This window comes from Seleniivibrio woodruffii (genome assembly GCF_004339245.1).
Taxonomy (GTDB): domain Bacteria; phylum Chrysiogenota; class Deferribacteres; order Deferribacterales; family Geovibrionaceae; genus Seleniivibrio; species Seleniivibrio woodruffii.
The window spans coordinates 600,453-624,606 of sequence record NZ_SMGG01000004.1; the positions used below are offsets into that span (position 1 = coordinate 600,453).

Here is a 24,154-nt window from a genome sequence, read left to right on the forward strand (position 1 = left end):
TCCTTATATCATATCTTGAAAAAAGTTAAAGCATGTGAGATTAAAAATATATGAAAATCTCAAAAAAATTGTCGGTAAAATACGGAATTTCTGCAAGAAGCGCAAAACAGTATATTCTGGAAGGGCTTGTAACCCTTAACGGAAAACCAGTCCGCAAGGACACAGACTGTATCGATGAGGATTTTGAGCTGAAAATACCCGAAAAGCAGAAAACAGAGCCGGAAAAGTATCTTTTGGCGGATTCCGGCGACGTTATTTTCTTCGATAAGCCGGTTTTCATGCACTCAGAACGCCACAGGATAGACGATCCCGTCACCATGGAGGATATTCTGGCGGCTTATTCACATGAACATGAACTCATCTCAAGACTGGATTTCACCACAGACGGGGTGATAGCCGCAGTTCGCAAAGGGGTTGAGGTTGTCTCCCAGAAAAAAATATATCTGGCTTATGTTTCAGGCGAAATGACAGGATCCGTCACCATGGATAATCTGATTGATGCCGGGAAACGGACAAAGGTTAAAGTTACAGACCTGTCCGGCGGCAACAGAACGGTCTTCACCCCTCTGTCATACAAAAACGGATTCACACTGGTTCAGGCGGAGATAGAAAAAGCCGCCCGACATCAGCTGAGAGCCTTTCTTGCACACCTCAGACACCCCATCGCAGGGGACACGCTATACGGCGGAACCGAACACTGCCGCATCATGCTCCACTGTGCATTCACCGAAATAAACGGATTTTCCGCAAACAGCCGCCTCACCGACTCATTTTACTTATTTTCAAATTGATTTGTAAACCGCACTGTTTGATGTTAATTTATCTTATGAAAAAATATATCCTTTCAGCCCTCATCGCAGTTTTAACCTTATTTTCAGTGCAGAAGTCTTTTGCCGCGCCAAATGAGTTCAGATTTTGCGGCGGCCCCGACGGCGGCACATTCATGTATTTTGCCAACGGGATAGCAAAACTGGGTGAAAAATACGGAATGAAGATAACACCCGTGCCCACCAAAGGCTCCATAGAGAACATCCGTATGCTGAACAGCGGACAGGCTGGCTTTGCCACTGTTTATGCCGAAGACGCATATCTGGCCAGACGGGGACTTCTGAAAGGCGACAACACAAAATATACCCGAATATACGGCGCAGGCCTGCTTTTCACAGCAAAGGCACACGTTCTGGTGCAGAACAGCTCCACAATAAAAACCCTGCACGATCTTGCTGACAAACGGGTTGCTGTGGGAGAGGCAGGAACGGGAGCCGCCAGCAGTGCGGAGAGGATTCTTTCGTCCATAGGCGTGTGGAACAGCACAACTAAATATTTCATAGGCTATCGTCAGGCCGAAGCCGCCTTTAAAGCGGGAATAATAGATGCGGTATGGATTCTGGCGGGAGTGCCAAATCCCTCGGTAACCGATATGCTGAACAACAACAATGCCCGCCTGATAAGCATGGAAAGCGATATGAAGCGGATTCTGGCCGCAAACAGATATTACCGTTCGGTCAAAATACCCATAGGGACCTACAACGGGGTCAATAAAAATATTGATACTGTAGAATCAGATGTTATACTTCTGACAAACCTCTATACTTCGGAAAAAGAGGTCAGGGATATGCTGAACATGATATATAACCCTTCGTCTGTCAGCTATATGACCACCCAGCATCCGGCGGCAGTTGAAATTCCGCTTAACTATGAGCAGCAACGCATGCTTATCCCTCCCCATGACGGAGCTGTCCGTTTCTGGAGAGAAAAAGGTATGATTAGATAAATTTTATTAGGTTATAGTTGACAAAATTTGTCCTAAAATATATCATTAGACATGGAAAATATGTATAACGTTGAACACATACTTAGAAGCCACGGCCTGAGAGCTACGGCTCAAAGACTTCTCATCTGCGGAGAGATACTTGATGCGGGGCACATCGACATTGATACGCTCTACACAAGGCTGAAAAAGAAGATAATATCTCTGTCGCTTGCAACTGTATACAAAAATATCCACTCACTCATGGAAGCGGGAATAGTCAGCGAGCTGAACGTTGAAGGTAAAAAAACCTTATACGAGCTAAATATACACCAGCACATCCACCACATCTGCGACAACTGCGGAAAGATAGAAGACCTTCATATCGAAACTGAAGACGTCAGAGAAAAAATCGCTTCACTTTCAGGTAGAAATATTATAGGCTGTAAAATCACAGTATACGGCAAATGTTCGGATTGCGCTTAATCTGACAATCTTTTTACGTCTTTTTTACTCCTTTTTCTATCTTACTCTCATTCTTTTAAAAACTGCCCATTGATTTATATTTTGTTTTCGTCTATGATTCTCCATTACTTATGGTGGGTAATATGAGCAAAAATGCCTGCATGCAAACCATCGTCCAGATTCGTAAGCTTTCACGCTTCCTGGACAAATATTCCAAGCACCTCGATAAGCAGTATCATGTTACGCTTCCGCAGATGCTGTGTCTTTATGAAATCACTAGCAGGAGTTCGATGAACCTCACCGAACTTACAAAATCCGTCAACCTGAACAACAGCGCCCTGACAGGTATTGTTGACAGACTTGAGAGCAAGGGCTTTGTTAAACGTGTTAAAAAAGACGCAGACAGAAGAACTATCTATCTGGAAGCGACCGAAGAAGGTATTAGTTATACGGCGCAGCTGATGAGACAAATGGAAGACGATTGTTTTTTTGATAAGGATAAGCTGTCGCCGGCGGATCTCCAGAATATCCTGAACACTCTGGATATTATCATCAACTCACTGGATCCGGACATTAAAAAAATCGAGCTGGAATAAGAAAAAAGGTCATCCAAGGATGACCTTTTTTTTGTATACTGAAGGGTCTCGTTAGCGAGATTCTTCGCTGCGCTCAGAATGACACCACACAACCGTCATCCTGAGGCTTAGCTGAAGGATCTCGTCAGAGAGTAATTATCAGATCATTATCACCGGGTGCCCCGTCCTGCGCAAAATCATACATAGCATATCCCAGCTGCTGTGCCGAAGCATCCGTGCTTGCCATCATGGCCTGAACCACACCCTGAGACTGTGCGCTGAGAGAGGCGAAGGTCTCGTCCCCTTTGTAGTGGGCAACGTGAATCTCTGCACCCACAGAAGCATATGCCGTCGGCAGACCGTATGAAGGTCCCAGAGCCGTGTAAAGCTCAAGCATCCCCTGCTCCACAAAGTCCTTTTTATACGTCGCAAAATCGGTTTTTGACGGGATTGAATCTATCTCGTAGCTTTTGATATCGAATTTCTTAGCGGGTATATCCAGATCTATTATTCTGTAAGGACAGGGAGCCGTCACTCCGGAACCCGTCTCAACATCATACATCACGCTGTTTGAGAAGCTGTATTTAACAACGTCCTGCGCATGGAAATGTCCTGTGAAAACAATGTTCATCCCTGCGTTGGCGAGAGCCGCACCCACTGTGGTGTATTCGTCCAGAACGTATTCGGCAAAAAGCAGAGGCTGGGCGGCGAAGTGGGCTATTATACCGTGGTGCATCATGCCTATCACGAGTTTACCCTTAGATTTTGCCTCGGTCAGCTTGGAAAGGATCCAGCTGAGTGTTGCGGCGGATATTTCTCCGGACGTTTCCGGATAGGTGCCGTTGTCGTCATATTTGCATGAGTCGATGGCGAACAGCCACACGTTGTCAGCGGGTTCGGCGATGTAGCTCAGTGAGTTTGAATCCCTGTAGATAGCATTGCTAAAGCCGCTGTTTTTGTGTATCTCCGCAAACTCAGCAGGGGTAACGGAAGCGACCTTTGTTGTTGTGCTGCCGCTGAAAGAGACGGCATGGGGATTGTTTATGTCGTGGTTACCGGGGACAACGTAGGTCGCTATCCCTTTACTGTTTAGAGTTGCAAGTATTGAAGCCATTTTCTGATGGCTCACTTTTTCGCCGTCCTTTGTCAGATCACCGGGGATAAGCAGGAAATCGAGCTTATCCACAGCCGAAAGTTTCGCCGCCATGGCTTCCATTATCTCCGTGCTTTCGGCGAGCATTTTTCTGTCGTGGGCGAGGTAGTCTTCGAAAGCTGTGCCTGTTGTTCCCAGCGATGTGTCATAAACGTGAGGATCGGAGAGGACTGCGAATCTGGCCTGTGTCTGAGTGTCGGAATCGGAACAGCCCGTGGTAAGACCCAGAGAAAGGCCTGTACCGATTACGGCAGTGGAGCGGAGCAGATTTCTTCTTGAAATGCTGAACATAAAAGAGACCTCCGGATAAATAAAGTATCTGAGGTCTCTTAACCTATTTATTTCACGGGCGTATCAGATGGTTGTTCAATATTGAACAAATTTGATTATGCCGCTTAACGGAAATCGGCTATGTATTTTGAGAACTCCTCAAAATTTCCTTGTCTTTTAACCACTTCCGTACCGATCACAAAACCGCCCGTTGCCGCTATGGCTTTTGATGCATCCTCCGGAGTGCGGATACCGAAACCAGTCACAACGGTCTTCCCGGTGAGTTTTTTCGCCAGCTCCGCCCTGTCGTTCTGCGTACCCTGCCTGTCAGAGCCTGTAACACCCATGATGCTGATGTAGTAGACGAAAGGCGCATCCGTATCCTTTATGGCTTCGATGTCCTCATCCCTTGAAACAGGGGTGACAAAAGGGATAACGGGAATGGTCAGCCCCTTCTCCTTCATCCAGTAGTGCATTCTGGCGGGCAGATCGGGGATTATGACCCCGCTCAGGATATCGCCGAAATCTTCGGAGAATTTCTTTTCGCCGTAGCCGTGGATAATGTTTGCATAGGTCATTACAGTGGCGCACACGGACGGGTATTTCTGCTTCATCTCCCGCACTTCCGCCATGATAGCCTCAATATCCACTCCCTTTGTGACAGCCTCGTGTATTGCAGATGCAATAACGGGACCGTCCGCCACAGGTTCGCTGAAGGGAATGCCTATCTCTATGAACTCAAAGCCCGCTTCCGCCAGTGCGTTCAGGCATTTTCTAAAACTTTCCCTGTCGGGGTATCCGCCGACAATATAAAAACCTCTCATACAAGCCCCCTTTCAAGGATGGATGCCATGTCCTTATCGCCCCTGCCCGAAAGATTCACGAGCACTTTTTTTCCTTTGAACTGCTCTTTGTTCTCAATAACATACGCAAGAGCATGGCTTGATTCCAGAGCGGGAATTATCCCCTCTCTGCGGGTGAGCAGTTTGAATGCGTTCAGAGCGTGGTCGTCACGCACATAGCCGTATGTGACACGACCGGAATCGTTCAGCATGGCATGGACGGGGCCTATGCCCGGATAGTCAAGCCCTGCGGAAATGGAATGTACGTCCGCCACCTGATGCTCGGGGGTCTGAACGAGATAGGAATATGCACCGTGGAGTATACCCGGTTTGCCCATGCCTATTGTTCTGGCATGCTCACCGTCCTTGTCGGACACTCCGCCCGCCTCAACTCCATAGATGCTGACGGCAGGGTTGTCCAGAAATCCCTGAAAGATTCCGATGGCGTTGCTTCCGCCGCCAACACAAGCAACAACACAGTCGGGGTCGAACCCCAGTTCTCTGCACTGTGCGTTCGCCTCAATGCCTATCACCGACTGGAAGTATGCCACCATCTCAGGGAAAGGATAAGGGCCGACGATACTTCCGATTATGTAATGTGTTGTTTCGACACTGGCCACCCACTCACGCAGAGCTGCGTTTGTTGCGTCTTTCAGAGTGCGCTGACCGTCCTGAACACGGACGACCTCCGCACCCAGAAGCTGCATACGCTTTACATTCGGCTCCTGTCTGCGGGCGTCCACCTCACCCATGAAGACCGTGCATTCCATGCCGAACAGTGCCGCCGCAGTGGCGGTTGCCACCCCGTGCTGACCTGCGCCTGTTTCGGCTATCACACGTTTTTTGCCCATATATTTGGTCACCAGAGCCTGCCCCAGAGTGTTGTTGACCTTGTGCGCACCCGTGTGCATCAGGTCTTCCCTTTTCAGATACAGCTCACAGCCAAGCTCTTTCGACAGATTCTCAGCCTTATAAACGGGAGTGGGTCTTCCCGCATAGGATTTCAGCAGTGAATCCAGTTCTTTATTGAATTTTTCATCATTTTTCAGCTTATTGAACCAGAATTCCAGCTCATCCAGAGCAGGAATCAGGGTTTCAGGCACAAACTGCCCGCCGTATTCTCCATAAAAAGCCTTTTTAATCATTTGAACGCCTCATTAGCCCGTTTTATAAATTCTGCTATCTTTTTTATATCTTTAACGCCGTCAGTCTCGACCCCGCTGGAAACGTCCACACCGAATGGCCTGTATCTGCGGATGACATCGCCCACGTTCTCAGGCGTCAGCCCGCCCGCAAGGATCAGCCTGTCTGCAAATTCTGCTGTCCATTCCGGATATTCGCAGGTTTCGCCCTTTCCGCTGCTCTTGTCGAACAGAAAGTATCGGAAAGTGCCGGATGGTCTCTCATGTCCGCTCAGAATGTGGTTCTCCGCAAAATTTGCATCGTTTGCCTGAACGTAGTCAGTTTCATAGCCTTTGCACTCGGCCAGAGTAAACCCGACAGCACAGGTCTTTACTCTGCCACCGATAGCGTTTACTATAGTTTTAACGTCATCCGCTGAAAGATATCTTCTGCTTGCCCTGTGGGCAACGAAACCTATGATGTCCGCACCCAGCTCAATACATTTTTCAGCGGTTTCAAGGTCTTTCACCCCGCATATCTTTATCACGCTTTAAGCCCCGATGCCATATCGGCAAACACAGCCTCCGGATTTTCAGACGACATAAGCCCCGAGCCAACCAGAAAAGCATCGGCTCCCGCCGCACGCATCTTTCTGATATCGTCCGCAGTCTTCATGCCGCTTTCGGCAACCCTGAAATGACCGCCTCCAAGACGGGAGATTATCCCCGCCGCTTTGTCCATATCTATCTCAAGTGTTTTCAGATTGCGGGCGTTCACTCCCACAATATCTGGGTTTACGGAGGCTACGATATCGTATTCCTCCTCCTCGTGAATCTCCGTCAGCACCGCCAGCCCTTTTGTTTTTGCGCAGTCGTACAGCCTCGCATACTGACCTTTCGACAGTGCCGTTGCCATCAGAAGAACGGCATCCGCACCGTAAACGTATGCTGTGTTTATCTGTTTTTCGTCTATAATGAAATCTTTGCAGAGCACGGGAACGTTTATGTCCTCCGCCACCTCACGCATATATTCAAAACTTCCTTTAAAGAACTCCTTATCCGTCAGCACGCTGACTGCTCCTGCCCCCATCCTTTCATAGCGCAGGGCGGTCACCACGGGATCAGCCCCCACGTTTATGTCCCCCAGTGTCGGCGAGGCTTTTTTTACCTCGCAGATGAAAGGCTTTGCAGTCAGAGAGGCTTTAAAATCCAGAACCGCCTTTTTTCTCTGAAAAGCGGGAACTGTCATAACCGCAACTTCTTTCTTTTTGTTTTCCAGAATCTTTGCCAGTACAGACATATCAGTTTCCTTTCAGGCTGGAGAGTTTCTCAAGCACTGCGCCGCTGTTTATAACAGCCAGAGCCTGTCCGAATCCGTCACGGATGTTGTCCGCTTTGCCGAAAACCGTGAGCGCAAGTCCTGCGTTCAGTGCTATCAGCTTCGAATATTCACCGCCCTTCGGTGATATCGCCAGATTAAAGTAATATTCCGCCTCTTTGTTGTCCTTTATAATCGGCATGTGGAAGGGTGTAAAATATTCGGCAGGGTTGATGAAATGCTTGATTATCCTGCCTGCGGAAACCTCATGAACCTCTGTGGGGGCGAAAGAGGATATCTCATCGTATCCATCCAGAGACGAATAGACCGCTACCCTGTCACGCCCCAGCATCAGAAGACTTTCGGCCAGAATTGCCAGTTTGTCGCGCATCGCCATCCCCACAATCTGCCCGCCAACGTTGGCAGGGTTTGCCAGCGGCCCCAGAAAGTTGAATATGGTGGGCACACGCAGTTTTCTGCGCACAGCTCCCGCATATTTCAGAGCGGGATGGTACATCGGCGCAAAGAGGAAAGCGAAATTATGTTTCAGGAAATAACCCTGCATATCGTTCTTTTCACTGCTGACGGGAACGCCCGACATTTCAAAAATATCCGCAGAACCGACTACGCCGCTCACCGCACGGTTCCCGTGTTTAACGACGGGATAGCCCATCGCCGAAAGCAGAACCGCAACGGCGGAGGATACGTTCATTGTGGATTTTCCGCTGCCGCCTGTTCCGCAGGTGTCATAGACCTGCGTGTCGGTGTCGAATGATATCTTTTTCTCGTTCATAGCTCTGGCGGCTCCGGCTATCTCGTCCACGGTCTCGCCTCTCAGGCGCATGGAGATGAGTATTCCGGCTATTTCCGCCTCTTCCATCTTGCCGTCCATCATGTCGATGAAGGCGCTGTACGTCTCTTCGAAGGTCAGGCTTCCGCCCATGCATGATTTTTTTACAAGTTCAACGCTCATCACTTCACCCCGCAGATGTTCATGAAATTTCTGACCATAACGTCGCCATGGGCACTCAGCACCGATTCGGGGTGAAACTGCACCCCGTAAAGTTTGTTTGCCTCGTCCTCCATCGCCATACATTCGCCGTCCGACCCTGCAACAGAGGTTATAACGCTTTCGGGAGCGGACACCGCAAGGGAATGGTAGCGAACGGCTGTGAACCCGTCCTTGATTCCCGCAAACAGTTTCGACTCACGGGTCTTTTTCATAATGTCGGTCTTGCCGTGCATAACCGATTTCGCACTGCGCACCTCGTAGCCCAGATGATAACCCATTGCCTGCATCCCCAGACAAACGCCCATCATGGGAATTTTGCCTGTGTAAAGCTCTAGGTATTTAAGTGTGGTTCCTGAGTTTTTGGGGCTTGATGGGCCGGGGGAAAGGATTATCCCCTTATAGCCATCAGCCTCTCTGAACTCGGTGTTTTTTATAACGTCAACCTCTGCGCCTGCCAGTCTGAACAGTGCGTACAGGTTGTATGTGAACGAATCGTAGTTATCAACTAACAGAAACATCTCTTCCCTCCGCAGCCGCAATGCTTTTGTATGCGGCGAATAATGCGCCGAGCTTGTTCTCGACCTCTTTAAATTCCTTTTCGGGCACTGAATCGTAAACTATCCCCGCACCGGCTCTGAGCACCGTTTCTTTAGGAGTTACGAATGCGCTTCTGATTGTTATGCAGGTGTCCATGTTGCCGCTGTAGCCGAAATAGCCCACGCATCCCGCATAAAAACCTCTCTCGGATTTTTCATACTGCTCGATAAGCTCCATCGCACGAACCTTAGGCGCACCGGAAACCGTTCCGGCGGGGAAACTGCGCATGAAGAGAGCCAGCGGTGTCGCCCTGTCCTCCAGAACGCCCTGAACTTCGCTGACGATATGGATAACGTGGCTGTAGACCTCAGGAATGAACTCCTGAACAACCTGCACGCTTTCAGGCTTACAGCAGGTGTAGAGGTCGTTGCGGGCAAGATCCAGCAGCATCAGGTGCTCTGCACATTCTTTGGTGTCCGCCAGCAGTGCCGCCTTCGCCGCCTCAATGTCCGCTGTGATGGGATATGTGCCTGCGATAGGCTTAAGTGTAGCTGTTCTGTTGCGTATTTTAAGGTGTATCTCGGGTGATGCACCCAGAAGCACCTCTTTTCCGAATTTCAGGAAGAACATGTAGGGCGAAGGGTTGATGTTTCTCAGTGCTCTGTAGAGGCTCAGAGGGTTCAGACTGCCCTTGATGCGGTATGCGTTGCTTATGACTATCTGTATGCCCTCGCCTTCGGTTATCTCGCCCTTGACCTGCTCAACGGCTCTCATGAACTCTTCCTGCTCCATGTCCTTAACTATTTCGCAGTCAAGATCGGAATCGAAGTTGTCGAAGTTGAACCGGTTAAGCTCACCCGCCATTTTCTGTGTGCGTTTCAGAGCCTTTTCGTATGCCTCTTCACCGTTTGCGGTTTTCATGCTCACAGCGGCATAGAGTTTTGAAAGATGGTTGTCGAATACAAAGAACTCGTCAACCTCCATGAACCCCAGAAGTTTGCTGTCCTTTGAGCATTTTACGGGCTGTTTCAGCACTCCCATGTAGTTTATGGACTCGTAAGCGAAAAATCCCGCAAAACCTCCGGCGAAATCGCCGAATTTACCGTCATTGTAACCCTTTTCAGCATAAAATTGCTGTGCCATGTAGTCCATGGGGTTCATTGAAAAGGTCTTCTTTTTGCCGCCGGATTTCTCTGTTACAGTGTCGTTCTGAAAGGTTATGACCCTTTTGGGGTTGTTTCCGAAAAATGAGAAACGGGAGAATGTTTTATCCAGATTCGCACTCTCCAGAAGAAACACATTCTCTTCGTTGGTGAAGTTGCGCAGGAGGGAGATAGGGGTGAAGGTGTCGCCCATTATCTCGCGGTAGACAGTCACTCTGTCGTATTCCTTCGCCAGTTCCAGAAACGATTCCCTGTCGGGGTAAACGGGCTGTCTGAGGTTCATTTTATCTCCTTGTGGTTTAAAATTCAAAAAAAAAGGCCGTGTCTTGTTAGAACACGGCCCTGTAAGGCAACAAAAAAGCCGTGCGGTTTTCACCGCACGGCTGTTATACACAAACTCATGGCGAAAACCTCTTATTCAGAAGATGAACGCCACCACCAATTTTTAACGTTTGATTTAGCTGCAAAAATATTCATGAACGTATAATGCATAAAATTTATCACCTAGTCAATATATTTTTTTAGCCACAATGTTCCGCAGCCTCCTTTCTCCTGTCTGCGGAATGCGTTAGCCCTGCGGACGTTTATGCCCTGTCCCCTGAGAAGCTGAAATATCTCATCCCTGCGGGCATGGCTGACAGGCTGAAAAGGGCTGTTTGGCACTTTGTTGAGACTGAGCAGATGAACGGACGATTCCGGAAACTTCAACGCCGCCTGAGCGAAAAGCTCAATCTCCTCTTCGCTGTCATTTATTCCGGCCACGGGCAGATAGTTCAGCCCCACCCTTTTTCTGGCTCTGACAGACATCTGCTCCCATGCGGAAGCAAGTGCACTGTATATCTCTATTAGCGGAGGAGCCTTGGGCACAAGTTTTTTGTGAGCTTCCTCAGTGCCGCCGTGGATGGAGATCATCACTCCGTTGTGTGGCAGTAGCAGGAGTTTTTTCAGCAGTTCGGTACTGCTTGCCGTAGTGGTCACGGAGACGGGAAGCGGACACAGGGCAATGAACCTCGCCACCTCATCAAAGTTGTCCAGAGGTTCGCCTATGCCGGAAACAGTGACCCGCTTTGCGGACGGTGCGGTCTCAACCTGCAAAAGCATCTCCTCTGCGGTGAGACTTCTGACCAGTCCCTTGCGGCCTGACGCACAGAAAGGGCACGCCATGCGGCATCCTGCCTGAGACGATATGCATACGGTGCCATATGGATACACGACAGTCTCCACCGCCAGACCGTCATGCAAGTCAACAGCGGTGAGCCTGTTCATGGTTTACACTCCAAGTTCGTCGGATATCTCAGCCAGAGCCGATATCACAAACGCAATATGTTCGTCGGCGTCAACCCCCATCTCCTCCATGCCCAGAGTGATGTCCTCACGGTTGACCGCACGGGCGAACGCCTTATCTTTCAGTTTCTTCTTAACGCTTTTGACCTCAACGTTTGCAATGGACTTATCCGGTCTTACATATGCGCAGGCAAGCAGAAAACCGCAAAGCTCGTCCACCGCAAAAAGGGTTTTTGCCATAGGGGTGACCCTTGCAACACCCGTTGATGTTCCGTGCCCCATGATGGCTTCCAGAATGTCCTCCGGATATCCTATCCCCCGCAGAATTTCCACTCCTTTGTAGGGGTGTTCTTCCAGTGTGGGGTATTTTTCGTAGTCAAAATCGTGAAGAAGACCTGTAACTCCCCATTTTTCGGCATCTTCGCCGAATTTTTCAGCATATTTTTTCATGGCCTGTTCAACGCTCAAGGCATGCTTTATGAGAGAATCGGATTTGGTGTATTCAGTAAGAATTTTGTAGGCATCAGCCCTGTTGACCTGCATGGTGTCCTCCGGTCATTTTTTCTTACATGATAATGAAAAAGATTGGTTTTGGGTAGATGTCTTTTTTGGCTGTCTGTAGATTAAAAACGGTGCAGGGTCTGCCTTCCCCGCACCGTCTAATCGTATATTTGACGTTTTTTGCAAAAGGAGTATTTGAAACTACGATAGGAGCTATTGTAATTCTGTCAAGACCTTTTTTGTCTTAAAATTTAGTCGTCCTCGTAGTTGCGGGTTATGTCCAGAAAAGCTCCCTTGAGTTTGTCGAAAGCATCGACCACACAAGGATCGAACATCACCCCGCTGTTCTCCTTTATAAACTGTCTGGCATCATCATACTGCCATTTTTCTTTATAAGTACGCTTGGAAAGGAGCGCGTCGAAAACATCGCTGACAGCGACAATACGCCCGCATATGGGAATATTTTCCTCTGCAAGCCCCTGCGGATAGCCTTTGCCGTCCCAGCGTTCGTGATGGGAAAGGGCTATCTCAGCACCGAATTTAAGATATTTACCTTCGGAATCTGCCAGAATCTTATAGCCGATGGTGGTGTGCTGTTTCATCACCGCAAATTCTTCAACGTCCAGCTTGCCCGGTTTCAGCAGAATGCTGTCGGGTATGCCCAGCTTGCCTATGTCGTGCAGAGGTGCGGAAAAATAGAGGGCATCCGTAAACTCCGGATCCATGCCGATATGCTCGGAAAGTGCCTTGCTGTAGTGAGCAACCCGCTTGATGTGGTTTCCTGTCTCCGTGTCTTTATATTCACTGGCACGGCCTATAATGGTCAGCGTTTCAAACTCCCGCATGCGGATCTTTTCCGTGGCCATCTCCACCTCCTGCTGAAGCAGAGCCGCACGGTCTTTCAGCAGAAGCTGATTTTTTCTGAGCGACAGCAGGTTTTTCACCCGCACCTGAAACTCATACAGCTTTAAAGGCTTATATAAAAAGTCCGAAGCTCCGGCGTTCAGAGCCGAAAGCTTGATGCTGTCGTCATCGTCCACAGCGGTTATCATTACCATGGGAACGTCATGGTCGAACTCACGCACACTGCGTATCAGAGATATGCCGTCCATGTCGGGCATCATGTAGTCCGTAAGGATAAGATCCGGCTGGGATGATCTTATATAGTGAAGCGCCTGTCTGGGGTCTGTGAAACTTTTTATCTCCAGATGCATGCTTTCCAGCATCGATTCTATGAGCATCAGGTTCAGTTTATTATCGTCAACAGAGACAATTTTACCGTTAATGCCCATTTCAGTCACGCCTTTCGGTTTCAAATTTAATCAGATCAAGCATAGCAGTTATCTCCCGAATAAGTTCTTTAACATAATCAACATTATTCTTCTTAACAAATTCATCGGCATTTTTCAATTTTTCCGACAGCATCTCAAGCCTGAGATTTCCTGCGGCACTCCGAACGGAGTGGAGCAGGTCGGAAGCGTTCCGGACGTTTCCTGCGGATATCTCCTCCATGGCCTTTTTCAGCTCCTGAGACGAGTTGATGCAGAACTCGGACAAAAGCCCCGACAGAACAGGAGCCGCAAGCCCTATCTGCCCTGAAAGCTCATTCAGCGAAAAACGGAAAAGCGGCTTTGAGTCCGCCCCGCCCGCTGTTTGATTCTGTCTGGGTTCCTCGCTGAACCGCTCAAACTCTATTTCGAACCAGAAACGGCTTCCTTCGCCCTTTCTGCTCTCAACCTTAAGTTCTGAATTGAATTTTTTCAGTATGTTCGCCGCAATGCTTAAGCCGAGACCGGCACCGCCGAACCTGCGTGTTACTCCGGAATCGCCCTGTTCGAAATTTTCGAAAATTATTGCCAGCTTCTGCTCAGAGATGCCTATTCCGGTATCCTTCACCTCAAACTCAACGCTGACAGTGTTCTCCGTCTCCGCAGTTTTGCGGATGTTAAGCTCAATGCGGCCGCCGTTTTCAGTGAACTTCACAGCGTTTGACAGCAGGTTTGAAACCACCTGCCCCACCCTGAACGAATCGCCTTTCAGTTTTTTAGGAATTGCTGGGTCGATGTAGTTGAGGAACGATATTTTCTTAACCTCTGCCGCCCTTCTGTGCACCCTGTTTACGGTCTCCGCCATAACGTCCACGTTGACCATGTGGCTGTCTATGGAGAACTCCTCGCTCTCGGTGTCCGCCAGATCCATTATTCCGTTGAATATGTCCAGCAAAGTCTCCGCATTTGACCGCACAGTGGCCAGATAGCCCCTCTGCTTATCGTTCAGACCTGTTATTTTCAGCACGTCGCTGAAACCGATTATGCTGTTCAGCGGGGTGCGTATCTCATGGCTTATGTTGGCTATGAAGCGGGATTTGGCGATGTTCGCATCCTCAGCCCGTTTTCTGGCCAGCAGAAGCTCGGTTATATCCTCTTTTATGGCAACAAAGCTGATTATCTCCCCGTCCGTATTGGTTATAGGGGCAATAACTGCCGATTCATAATATTTTTCGCCGTTCTTTCTCTTGTTGGTGAAGGTTCCCTGCCATACCTGTCCGCTTTTAATGGTGTCCCAAAGCTCAACGAAAATATGGGTGGAAGACTCGTCCCATTTCAGGATGCTGGGCTTTTTGCCAAGTGCTTCCGCCTGAGAATATCCGGTGACCTTTTCAAACATGGGGTTGACGTACTCTATCACCCCTTCCGTATCGGTTATCAGTATGCTGACAGGGCTTTGATCCATGACCAGAGCCAGCTTACGTATCTCTTTTTCCGCTGTTTTTCTGGCGGAAACGTCACGGATGTTAAACACTATTCCCGCAACCACAGGATCTTCGGACATATTAACGGCTGAGGCCTCCGCAAACATTATGTCCCCGCCCCGCTTGACTATACGGAACTCGCCGTATCTCGTCTCCGTTCCGCCGGATTTTATATCCGACATCCATTCGTTGAAGAAATGGCGGTCGGAATCGAAAATTATATCCTCAAGGAATTTGCTGCGTATCTGTCTGCTGTTAAAGCCCACAATTCTGTCCATAGACGGGCTTGCATATTTTATTCTGCCGGAGCTATCAAGCACCACGATAACATCCGTAATATTCTCAATAAGATATCTGAACCGCTTTTCCTTGTCCTCCAGCCTGACCTCTGCATTCTGCCTCAGTCTTGACTGCTCATTGGCTATTCTGGAATAGTCCGCCAGTTTTTCCTCCAGTGCCTTCTGCTGCTGGATAAGGAACTTTTCGGTCTGTTTCCACTCGGAGATATCCACCGATATCTCAAGCATCTTAACAACCTCGCCGTATTCGTCTTTTATCGGGTATGCCCGTATTTCAAAATAGTGATCTGTGCCGTCGGCTGTTCTGTGGATATGCTCCACAGTAACGGGTTTCCCCGTGGATGTGACTATCTGAAGAGGACAGGGATGATCCTTTCCGCTGCACGGGAGCAGCTGTTTGTGGGTTGCGGAATGACAGGTTTTGCCCAGAATATTCTCACGGTCGGATGCATGGCTGTTTGCGTAGACTATCTCATAATTTTTTACGTCTATAACATAGAAAGAGCTGTTCATAGAATCCAGCACTTTCATCATCTGTTCGTAGCGGAGTTTATAGTCGCTTTCACTTTTTATAATTTCGTCCAGCCTGCCGAAGAGCTCCAGCGTGCGGGATTTAAGCTTAGTGTCAAAGTTCATGCTGAGATCATCGTAGCTGCGCTTCATGTCCGAAGCGTCCTTGAGCACCGACCAGATAACATACGACAGTCTGGCACCGTACAGAACGATGGCTGTGCCGAAGAACAGGGATATCCACATGGAAAGTCTGTCCATCCGGCGCCCCTCGGAGTTGATATAGTCACTAAGAACCTTCATGTCAGAAAGCCCCGATGCGTAGGCCTCGTTGGTTATCATCTGAAAATCGGTAAAGAAGTTATCTATCTCCTTGGTCATGACCCTGATGGATTTTTCCGATGCAAAGCCCAGCTCAAAAGAGCCCGTCTCCTCTGCAGAAACTCTGTTTATGAGATAGTTCCTGTAGCTTCTGACGATTATCCTGAGCTCCTCCAGCTTCGCCCGCATATCTATGATTCTGGGGTCATAGTGCTTTCCGTCATTTTTCAGATATCTGTATTCGTTGGTGAAAACATCCTGAGAAGCACCGCCCAAAGGCAGTTTCTCGTTCAGCACCCCTCCGTTCTCAAGAACGTTCAGCTCTTCACGGATGCTGTCCAGATCTTCAAATATTCTGGCTTCGTATCTGTCCATCTCGCTGAATTTTTTAGATTCAATGTATAGATGGAGATAGTTGTTAACCTCGCTGACCCTGATCCGGATGAATCTGTGGATGTCGACTCTGGACTTGGTGTTGTCCATAAGCGATTTAAGGTAGTGCATTCTTTCTCTTTCAAAGTTATACATGCCGAACATAACAGTTACGGCCGTAACACAGAGCAGAAGAAAACCTGCGAAAAATAGAAAATATCTTTTATATTTATAAAAATTTATCATTTGGTCTTATTCTCAATGCCGTATTTGGAGAATATCTGAAGTCCCTGCGGAGACACCGCCATTTTCAGGAAATCCTCGGCGCAGGACTTTTCAACGGAAAAATTCAGCAGAGCAGCCTTAACGGGAACATAGCCGAAATAAGGTGATTTGATAGGGATTGTCCGGGTTCCTTTTGAAACCGTACTGTATTTAAGCGATTCCCATCCGACTGCGAGATCGGCTTCGTTGTCCGCTACAGATTTCAGAAGTGATTTTGAATCCGGCGCAAGAAAATCGATAGATTCGGATACCCTTTCCAGAATACCGGCTTTCTGTAAAGTTCTGTGGGTCTGCTCCCCTGCTCCGCTCGTCAGATACGAACCGATGACCAGCCTGATACTGTCATTTTCCAGCCAGCTGAGGTTTCCGTCAATACCCATGGGGTTTCCGTAGGCAACGTAGTAAACTAGCCGGTTTCTGCCAAGGGTATACGGCTCTGAAGCCATGCCCTTCTCTTTCAGACCGTCCGCATATTCCCCCACGGAAGTGAAGAAAAGATCACCTTTTTTGCTTATCTCAATGGCCCGAAACTGATGTGCGCTCCCTCCGGTGAGAATGTCAACGGCACAATCGCCGCTCTTCTCATAAACGGACGCAATCTCTGCCACAGGTTCTGAAAGCACAGGTGAACTGTAGACCAGAATATACTTTTTGCCGTTCTGTTCAGCGAAAGGATGCTCAGTCGGGCTGCATCCGGCAAGGCAAAAAAATAACAATGTATAAACCGCAAGGATGATCCGCATCTTCTCACCACTGAAAGCAATTATTAAAGATTACACTAAAACAGTGACCTGCGAAAGTTAATTTGCATTTATGGATAAAAAGAATATTTTTATCGCTTTTAACTTGCACCAGCAGTTAAACAGGTATATGATTTTCCATATATTCATCACAAGGGGATACATATGAAAAGATTATTTTTAGGTGTTATGCTTCTGTTCAGCTTATTCGCCTTTGCGGCCGATATGGCCGATGAGTTCGACAGAAGCGCAACAGGCACTCCCGAACTTCTGCAGACCGGAGCAGACAAGAGCTGGTGCCCTGTATGTGGAATGAATCTGCCCATGTACTACAAAACCAATTTCGCCGTTAAGCTGAAAAACGGAACAGCAAAACAATACTGCTCAATAAGGTGTTTTGCTGAGGATTCCGGCAATATATCCGAAAACATAAAAGAGATTCTGACCATGGATGCGGCCAAAGAAAAGTTTACTAATGCTAAAACAGCTCACTATGTAATCGGAAGCTCCGCTCCCGGTACCATGACAAACGTCAGCAAATATGCCTTCGCCTCCCTGAACGATGCAAAGGCCTTCCAGAAGACATACGGCGGCGAGATAGTCAACTATGACAAGGTAATGAAGGCAACTCTGGACACCATTCAGACCGACAGGGACGCATCCGCCGAGCGCAAAACCAAAATGATGTACCCCATGGGTGAAAAGATATATAAATCTGTCTGTAAGCCCGTTGAGCCTTCCGAGTTTGAAACCATCAGCGCAATGAAGGCATATATTAAGAACAACGCAGTCTGCGGCGAACTGAAAGAGGGTCAGCTTCAAGCACTATCTCTGTACCTCTGGGAGGTAAGCAGAAAGAACGCCCCCGGCTACAGCGTCATATCCGTTCCTGAGAAAGCAAAATGCCCAGTCTGCGGAATGTTTGTTGCGAAATATCCCAAATGGGCGGCACAGATAACCTATACAGACAAAAAAGGTGCTGAAAACAGCCTCTATTTTGACGGCATGAAGGATCTCATCAAGTTCAAAGAGAGCCCTGCAAAATGGGGAAAATATAAGGGTATAAAAATAACTAAGGTGCTCGTAACCGACTATTACAGTGGGAAGGCAATTGACGGCACTGCGGCGTTTTATGTTTCCGGCTCCGATGTTTACGGCCCGATGGGACACGAGCTTATCCCGTTTGAATCAGAGAAGAACGCAAAAACATTCATGACAGACCATAACGGAAAAGAGATCGTGAAATATGCGGATATCAAGGCTTCAAAGATAAAGTGATGCCGAGAGCACGCAGGTTTCTCATAATATTATCCATATTGACAGCATTTACGGCGGCGGAGACAATAGTTTTTACCGCCCTTTTATCTCCCGACAGTGAAGCTCTGGCCGAAAAACAGGCCTTCACTGCACTTACCGACAGATACCTTCCGGCGGTCTACAGCGAATATACGCATAAACCTTTACCGGACGAACCCTTTGCCCCCGATACCAACCTTTCCTCTGCGGTATACGGAAGATGAAAGCGGGACTTTTCGAACTTGCTCTCTCCTCTCTGAGCGGGCGAAGGTCAAAATCAATCTTTGTTTTCCTGATACTCACTCTGCTGATATTCATCTGCTCATCGGTTTTTTTCATAACTGCCTCGCTGAGAGCCGAAAGCGTTTATAGTGCCGATGCTGCCGCCGACATAACCGTCCGCACGGACAGAGGCGGCCGGACAGAGCTGATAAAGGAGTCCTATGCGGAGGAGATACTGCTTATTCCGGGTGTTGAATATGCCGCACCCATGTATACGGGGCTGTATCATTTTGAATATCTTAAATCCAACCTCATAATAGTCGGGATAGATCCATTTGCAGAGCAATACTCCGAGGACTTTTCAAAAGCGGTTACCAAACTCCCCTCCACAACTAACTGGATGGTCACAGGGGAAAAACTGTCCGAGACTCTGAAAGCGATGTACAACAAGCAGTCATTCAGCTTCGCCCTGCCGAATGGTGAATATCTGGAATTGCCTGTGGCAGGTACTTTTAAGCCGGCATCACAGATGATGTCATCATCCGCCATCCTCACCGACATCGATTCCGCCAGACAGATACTGGGGATACCTGAGGGAAGAGCTTCATACATCGCCGTTTACACCGGAAATCCCGATGAAACTGACAATATCGCACAGAAAATAGCCGGAATGTACCCTGACACAAGGGTCACCACAAAAAAACAACGGCTTGCGGCGGAGGGCAACCTTTTTGATTTCAGATCAGGGGTGTTCATGCTGATATTCTCCGTGAGTCTTTTCACCTTCTTCATAATAGTTTTCGACAGAGCTTCAGGCCTGACAGCCGAGGAGCGCAGAGAGACAGCTATTCTGAAGGCGGTGGGCTATGCCCCGTCCGACATAATTACAGTGCGGCTCTACGAAGCACTGATAATCTCGGTGTTGGCCATACTGACGGCGGTTTCGCTGGCCATGCTCTATGTTTACGGGATGCAGGCGCCTCTGCTGAAATCTGTTTTCACAGGCTATTCATACCTGAGGCCTGAGTTTGCCCTTCCGTTTGTTTTCCCGGCCAGGGAGATGGCGCTGACCTGTCTGACGGTGATACCTGTTTATGCGGCGGCGGTCATCATTCCCGCATGGAGGGCATCGGTAACGGATGCCCATGAGAGCCTGAGATGATAAGATTTGTCAACGTCACCAAGAGCTACGGCGAGATAGTGCCGCTGAAAGATTTCAGCATGGATATCCCTGCCGGAAAAACAGTCATTCTGGACGGCAGGAGCGGAAGCGGAAAAAGCACCGTGCTTGCTCTGGCCGCTGCACTGACCAGACCCGACAGCGGAGATATCGAGGTCTGCGGAAAACTCATAGCCAAGCTGCCTGAGGAATTTGCCGCAGTTTTCAGACGGCAGAGAGTTGGCATAATATTCCAGAACTACAACCTGATACCCAATCTGTCGGTTTTCGACAACATAACCATCCCCCTGCTCCCCTCCGGCGTACCCTTTAAAGAGCAGAAAGAACGTGCGCAGGCTGTTATGGAGCGGCTGAAAATTGCCGACAGAAGCGCCGAGACGGTCAAAAAGCTGTCAGGCGGCGAACAGCAGCGGGTAGCCATCGCAAGGGCACTCATAAACAACCCGTCGGTTGTTCTGGCTGACGAGCCCACATCAAATCTGGATGCGAAACTCACCGACAGCATTCTCGATATATTCAGAGGAATGAAGGCCGAAGGCCGTACCATACTTATAGCCACCCACGACAGAGCCATCATAGAGAGCGGAATTGCGGACACGATAATCCGGATGGAAAAATGAGCTTTCTGATACCGGAAATCTTTATTCAGCTGATAATCTACGCTGTTTCAATGTTCTTTCTTTCCGTCGGTTTTGTTATCAGCATCAGAATCATAAGACGATGGGATTTCAGCAGTTCTTCGGCTGTTCAGTATGGTCTGGAGAAGCAGTCATACCTGATTTCGGTGCTGATGAAATATATCTTCATAATCAATATCCCCGTTTTTCTGCTGTTCATCTTCGCAAACGACAAGCTCTCGGCTTATCTTGAGGGTGCGATGTGCGCCGCAGGGGTCGTTAATGCCACCGTTTACGGCAAATATCTGATAACGGTGAAAATAATTAACCTGATCCTCTATGCCGCATGGCTGTCGCTTAACCGTCTTGATTCGAAAAGTGAAACAATGGCATATACTCCTTTAAAATCAAAACTGATCCCGTTAATTTTCGTTTCGTTTGTGTCAGAGCTTATACTGTTTATCCTCCATTTCGGCTCCATAGATCCCACTGTGGCGGTTAGCTGCTGTAATGTCATCTTCGGCAACAACACTTCTGTTTTCAAAACCTTTTCGGCGGATTACTCAGTTCAGATATATGCGGCCGCTTTCATTCTGCTCACGCTGTCTGCACTCTCCCGAAAATTGCTCATCCTATCGAACCTGCTTCACCTTGCGGCGGGAATATCCGTTCTGACATATGCCGTATCACCATATATTTATGAACTGCCTACCCATAAATGCCCATTCTGCATTCTCCAGCCGGAATACGGTTTTATAGGATATGTGTTCTATGTCCTTATCTATGCCGGAACAGCTTTGGGAGTTTCAGCGGGATTCATATCGATAATATCCGGAAAAACACCCGAAAAGGCTGTGCGGTATGCGCTTATTTTCAACACAGCCTATATGCTCCTCTGCCTCAGTTTCCCGCTATCGTATTATCTCAGAAACAGCACATGGCTGTGACCATTCTTCATTGACAAAACATTAAACCACACCATCTTAGTCTTATAAGCATTTCACGAGGTGGTTATCATGGCAAATAAAGTTTATGTGGTTTTCCACAGTTTTTACGGACACGTTTTTGAAATGGCAAAGGCAGTGGCAGAAGGTGCCGCCAAGGTTGCGGATACGGAAGTGACACTGTTCAGAGTTCCTGAAACAGTTGACGAGGAAACGCTGAAAAAAGCCGGAGCATACGATGCTCAGAAGGCGTTTGCCCATATACCCGTGATAGACCCTGCACAGCTAGCGGATGCAGACGCTGTAATATTCGGCACACCCACCCGCTTCGGCAACATGAGCTCCCAGATGCGTGCTTTTCTCGACAGAACAGGTGGTCTCTGGGCGAAGGGCGGGCTGATTGGCAAGGTGGGAAGTGTTTTCGTGTCCACAGGCACACAGCACGGCGGACAGGAAACTACAATAACCAGTTTCCACACAACCCTGCTTCACCACGGAATGGTTATCGTGGGTGTTCCCTACAGCCAGCCGGGACTTACGATTATGTCTGAAATAACAGGCGGAAGCCCCTATGGAGCCGGAACCCTTGCGGCGGCGGACGGAAGCCGTATGCCCTCTGCAAACGAACTGGAGATAGCCAGATTTCAGGGTGAGCATGTGGCGAGAATTTCTGCTAAATTGAAATAGAAGCACTGACAAAACTAAGGCGGGTTAAAAACCCGCCTCAGGTTGTTGACAAAGTCTTAGTGTTGTGAGATTGCCACGTCACTCCGTTCCTCGCAATGACGTAAATAATTGTCACTGCGAGCGTAGCGCGGCAGTCTCATCAAGGTGGTGTGCCTGAAACTTCAGTTTGTCATCAGTCTGAGGCGGATTAAAAACCCGCCTTCTTTATATAAGACCTGTGTTATAAGCGAACTGAACCAGTGAAGCCGAATTGGCCATGTTTAGTTTCTGGAGCATCTTGTTACGGTGGGTATCCACTGTGTTTTTGCTGATGCAGAGCTGTTCGGCGATCTCTCTGCTTGTTTTGCCGAGAGCTATCAGGCGAAGAACCTCGCACTCTCTGTTGGTAAGGATCCCCTGAAAGCTGTCGTCCATAAATCCGTTGCCGCCGGACAGGCATTTTTCCAGTGAATATTTGATAACTTCAACACTGTCCTCGGCATAAACAAAATGGCAGATGCCGTGAACCGCATTATAATAATTAAGGTGCTTATTTTCTCTTGTGGTGTGTAAAACTATCTTTTCGGGCGCAAGATTTGCGCAAATGGAACCGAGAACATCGTCACCGTAGTTTCTGGAATAGATATCAACCACAAGAGAATCAGGTTTAAATTCTCTAATGGCATCAGGCAATTCCCCCGGATTTCCAACCGTGCGCACATCTTTTACAAACTTCATATCGAGTATGGTTTTTGCCAAACATTCACGAAATAAAGTTCCGCGGCTATAAACAAGCACACAACTCATATAATATTGCACCTTATTATTAAACACAGCGAAACTTTACTGCTATTAAACACAATTGTAAATACTGTCAATTATGTATTTTACTGAATACACTAGCATTTCAAGAATTTCTCCTTACCCTCCTAACTATCTATTAATTTCCAAGCGTGAAATCTTAGAAATTTCTTAAAGTTTTGTCATGATTATTATATAGTATAAAATCATAGTAATACAGAAAGTTTCATTCCTTAAAAAATCTAACTAATCAAAATAGATTAATTATTTTTCATTATGTGATTATAATATTTGTGAATTATTAGAAAACAAAAATTATCGCCTTGACCGTTTTCAGCGATAATTTGTTTATAAACCATAGTATATTATTATATGTTTTTGATGATGGATAAAAATTCTCCGTGAACGCCTTCTGATGCGGCTAAAATAAACTTTTCATAGAGATCGGGGGACTCCCCCTGCTTCATTCCGGAAACGACACATCCGGCCTCCCTGGCAATGACCGCTCCGCCGGCTATATCCCATGGACTTAAATTAAATTCATAGTAAGCATCAAATACTCCTCTTGCCGTGTAACACAGATCAAGAGCCGCAGAACCAGCTCTGCGTATGCCTCTGGTGTTTGCCAGTATCCTTTCCAGTATTTTCAGTATGTCGCCGCCCTTCCCTTCTGCAATCCCATATGGAAAGCCTGTGGCCGTCAGACAATCCACCGCCCTTGTTTTTACAGAGCAGTGTATCCTCTCTCCGTTCAGAAATGCGCCGCCGCCGGCCTCTGCCTTGAAAAGCTCGTTCATCACAGGATTATAGACAATGCCGTATTCTCCCTCGGAACCGTTATATACCCCCACCGATATACAGCAGAAGGGGAAACCGTGAACAAAATTGGTAGTGCCGTCTATAGGATCTATATACACAGCCTTTTTCTTCTCAGTACGCCCGGCGGCTGATTCCTCGGCAACAAATCCGTATTCGCCGCCCATGAACGACAGTTCATTAAGAAGAATCCTCTCCACTTCCACATCATACTGCGTAACAAGGTCTATTTTACCCTTAAGCGAAACCTCTTTGGTTCCGTTGAATCCTTTAAGCAGGTGCTCCCCTGCTTTTAAAACAGCTTTTTCAATCTTTGAAAGCATTTGATTTTCTCTCAATTAT

25 protein-coding genes are annotated in these 24,154 nt (G+C 48.0%); 10 read left to right on the top strand and 15 right to left on the bottom strand.

Features of this window, described 5'->3' with window-relative positions; genetic code table 11:
- Positions 1-50 precede the first annotated feature (50 nt).
- From C8D98_RS09010 to C8D98_RS09025, 4 genes are all read left to right on the top strand, one after another.
- Positions 51-791: a pseudouridine synthase gene (locus tag C8D98_RS09010; RefSeq protein ID WP_132873800.1), complete on the top strand. Its 741-nt coding sequence runs from the start codon at positions 51-53 to the stop codon at positions 789-791.
- Positions 792-826: 35 nt separating this feature from the next.
- Entirely contained in the window at positions 827-1,774 is a 948-nt protein-coding gene (locus C8D98_RS09015) for a TAXI family TRAP transporter solute-binding subunit (protein WP_165871253.1), read from the top strand.
- A gap of 60 nt (positions 1,775-1,834) precedes the next feature.
- The gene (locus tag C8D98_RS09020; RefSeq protein WP_165871254.1) at positions 1,835-2,236 is read left to right on the top strand and encodes a Fur family transcriptional regulator; all 402 of its coding nucleotides are present in this window, start codon (positions 1,835-1,837) and stop codon (positions 2,234-2,236) included.
- Between the two features lie 122 nt (positions 2,237-2,358).
- Positions 2,359-2,811: a MarR family winged helix-turn-helix transcriptional regulator gene (locus C8D98_RS09025; protein WP_132873803.1), complete on the top strand. Its 453-nt coding sequence runs from the start codon at positions 2,359-2,361 to the stop codon at positions 2,809-2,811.
- 124 nt (positions 2,812-2,935) lie between these two features.
- Here the strand turns inward: C8D98_RS09025 and C8D98_RS09030 are convergent, their stop codons facing one another.
- From C8D98_RS09030 to C8D98_RS09090, 13 genes are all read right to left on the bottom strand, one after another.
- Positions 2,936-4,234: a metallophosphoesterase family protein gene (locus tag C8D98_RS09030; protein WP_132873804.1), complete on the bottom strand. Its 1,299-nt coding sequence runs from the start codon at positions 4,232-4,234 to the stop codon at positions 2,936-2,938.
- 104 nt (positions 4,235-4,338) lie between these two features.
- Positions 4,339-5,037, bottom strand: a complete 699-nt coding sequence (gene trpA, locus C8D98_RS09035; RefSeq protein ID WP_132873805.1) for a tryptophan synthase subunit alpha — start codon at positions 5,035-5,037, stop codon at positions 4,339-4,341.
- On the bottom strand, positions 5,034-6,200 hold the full coding sequence (gene trpB / locus C8D98_RS09040) for a tryptophan synthase subunit beta (RefSeq protein WP_132873806.1): 1,167 nt from the start codon (positions 6,198-6,200) through the stop codon (positions 5,034-5,036). The genes trpA and trpB overlap by 4 nt, the downstream gene beginning before the upstream one ends.
- Complete coding sequence (locus C8D98_RS09045; RefSeq protein WP_132873807.1) at positions 6,197-6,724, bottom strand: phosphoribosylanthranilate isomerase; 528 nt, start codon at positions 6,722-6,724, stop codon at positions 6,197-6,199. Before C8D98_RS09045 ends, trpB begins: the two co-directional genes overlap by 4 nt.
- The gene (locus tag C8D98_RS09050) at positions 6,721-7,476 is read right to left on the bottom strand and encodes an indole-3-glycerol phosphate synthase TrpC (RefSeq protein ID WP_132873808.1); all 756 of its coding nucleotides are present in this window, start codon (positions 7,474-7,476) and stop codon (positions 6,721-6,723) included. Before C8D98_RS09050 ends, C8D98_RS09045 begins: the two co-directional genes overlap by 4 nt.
- Before the next feature lies 1 nt (position 7,477).
- The gene (gene trpD / locus C8D98_RS09055) at positions 7,478-8,467 is read right to left on the bottom strand and encodes an anthranilate phosphoribosyltransferase (protein WP_165871255.1); all 990 of its coding nucleotides are present in this window, start codon (positions 8,465-8,467) and stop codon (positions 7,478-7,480) included.
- On the bottom strand, positions 8,467-9,024 hold the full coding sequence (locus tag C8D98_RS09060; RefSeq protein WP_132873810.1) for an anthranilate synthase component II: 558 nt from the start codon (positions 9,022-9,024) through the stop codon (positions 8,467-8,469). Before C8D98_RS09060 ends, trpD begins: the two co-directional genes overlap by 1 nt.
- The gene (locus C8D98_RS09065) at positions 9,008-10,489 is read right to left on the bottom strand and encodes an anthranilate synthase component I family protein (RefSeq protein ID WP_132873811.1); all 1,482 of its coding nucleotides are present in this window, start codon (positions 10,487-10,489) and stop codon (positions 9,008-9,010) included. Before C8D98_RS09065 ends, C8D98_RS09060 begins: the two co-directional genes overlap by 17 nt.
- A 221-nt stretch (positions 10,490-10,710) precedes the next feature.
- Positions 10,711-11,472 carry a radical SAM protein gene (locus C8D98_RS09070; RefSeq protein WP_132873812.1) on the bottom strand — a complete coding sequence of 254 codons (762 nt, stop codon included), beginning with the start codon at positions 11,470-11,472 and terminating at the stop codon, positions 10,711-10,713.
- A 3-nt stretch (positions 11,473-11,475) separates the two neighbouring features.
- Positions 11,476-12,033 carry an HD domain-containing protein gene (locus tag C8D98_RS09075; RefSeq protein WP_132873813.1) on the bottom strand — a complete coding sequence of 186 codons (558 nt, stop codon included), beginning with the start codon at positions 12,031-12,033 and terminating at the stop codon, positions 11,476-11,478.
- 209 nt (positions 12,034-12,242) lie between these two features.
- A complete protein-coding gene (locus tag C8D98_RS09080) occupies positions 12,243-13,283 on the bottom strand; it encodes an HD domain-containing phosphohydrolase (protein WP_243640949.1) in 1,041 nt (346 codons plus the stop codon).
- Position 13,284: 1 nt separating this feature from the next.
- Entirely contained in the window at positions 13,285-16,377 is a 3,093-nt protein-coding gene (locus C8D98_RS09085; RefSeq protein ID WP_165871256.1) for a PAS domain S-box protein, read from the bottom strand.
- Positions 16,378-16,487: 110 nt separating this feature from the next.
- Positions 16,488-17,246 (bottom strand): substrate-binding domain-containing protein, encoded by a 759-nt coding sequence (locus C8D98_RS09090; protein WP_165871257.1) that lies wholly within the window; start codon positions 17,244-17,246, stop codon positions 16,488-16,490.
- A gap of 189 nt (positions 17,247-17,435) precedes the next feature.
- Here C8D98_RS09090 and C8D98_RS09095 point away from each other — a divergent pair, with 189 nt between their 5' ends.
- The 6 genes from C8D98_RS09095 (at position 17,436) to wrbA (ending at position 22,216) form a co-directional block, all read left to right on the top strand.
- The gene (locus C8D98_RS09095; protein WP_132873816.1) at positions 17,436-18,548 is read left to right on the top strand and encodes a nitrous oxide reductase accessory protein NosL; all 1,113 of its coding nucleotides are present in this window, start codon (positions 17,436-17,438) and stop codon (positions 18,546-18,548) included.
- A complete protein-coding gene (locus tag C8D98_RS09100) occupies positions 18,548-18,790 on the top strand; it encodes a hypothetical protein (protein ID WP_165871258.1) in 243 nt (80 codons plus the stop codon). The genes C8D98_RS09095 and C8D98_RS09100 overlap by 1 nt, the downstream gene beginning before the upstream one ends.
- Positions 18,787-19,950, top strand: coding sequence for an ABC transporter permease (locus C8D98_RS09105; protein WP_132873818.1), 1,164 nt, complete (start codon positions 18,787-18,789; stop codon positions 19,948-19,950). Before C8D98_RS09100 ends, C8D98_RS09105 begins: the two co-directional genes overlap by 4 nt.
- Positions 19,947-20,588 (top strand): ABC transporter ATP-binding protein, encoded by a 642-nt coding sequence (locus C8D98_RS09110; RefSeq protein WP_132873819.1) that lies wholly within the window; start codon positions 19,947-19,949, stop codon positions 20,586-20,588. The genes C8D98_RS09105 and C8D98_RS09110 overlap by 4 nt, the downstream gene beginning before the upstream one ends.
- The gene (locus C8D98_RS09115) at positions 20,585-21,532 is read left to right on the top strand and encodes a hypothetical protein (protein ID WP_132873820.1); all 948 of its coding nucleotides are present in this window, start codon (positions 20,585-20,587) and stop codon (positions 21,530-21,532) included. Before C8D98_RS09110 ends, C8D98_RS09115 begins: the two co-directional genes overlap by 4 nt.
- Positions 21,533-21,601: 69 nt before the next feature.
- The gene (gene wrbA, locus C8D98_RS09120; protein WP_132873821.1) at positions 21,602-22,216 is read left to right on the top strand and encodes an NAD(P)H:quinone oxidoreductase; all 615 of its coding nucleotides are present in this window, start codon (positions 21,602-21,604) and stop codon (positions 22,214-22,216) included.
- A gap of 204 nt (positions 22,217-22,420) precedes the next feature.
- On the opposite strand, the gene C8D98_RS09125 is transcribed toward wrbA, so the two are convergent.
- Complete coding sequence (locus C8D98_RS09125; RefSeq protein WP_165871259.1) at positions 22,421-22,954, bottom strand: response regulator transcription factor; 534 nt, start codon at positions 22,952-22,954, stop codon at positions 22,421-22,423.
- A gap of 410 nt (positions 22,955-23,364) precedes the next feature.
- Complete coding sequence (locus C8D98_RS09130) at positions 23,365-24,135, bottom strand: inositol monophosphatase family protein (protein WP_132873823.1); 771 nt, start codon at positions 24,133-24,135, stop codon at positions 23,365-23,367.
- Positions 24,136-24,154: the final 19 nt, after the last annotated feature.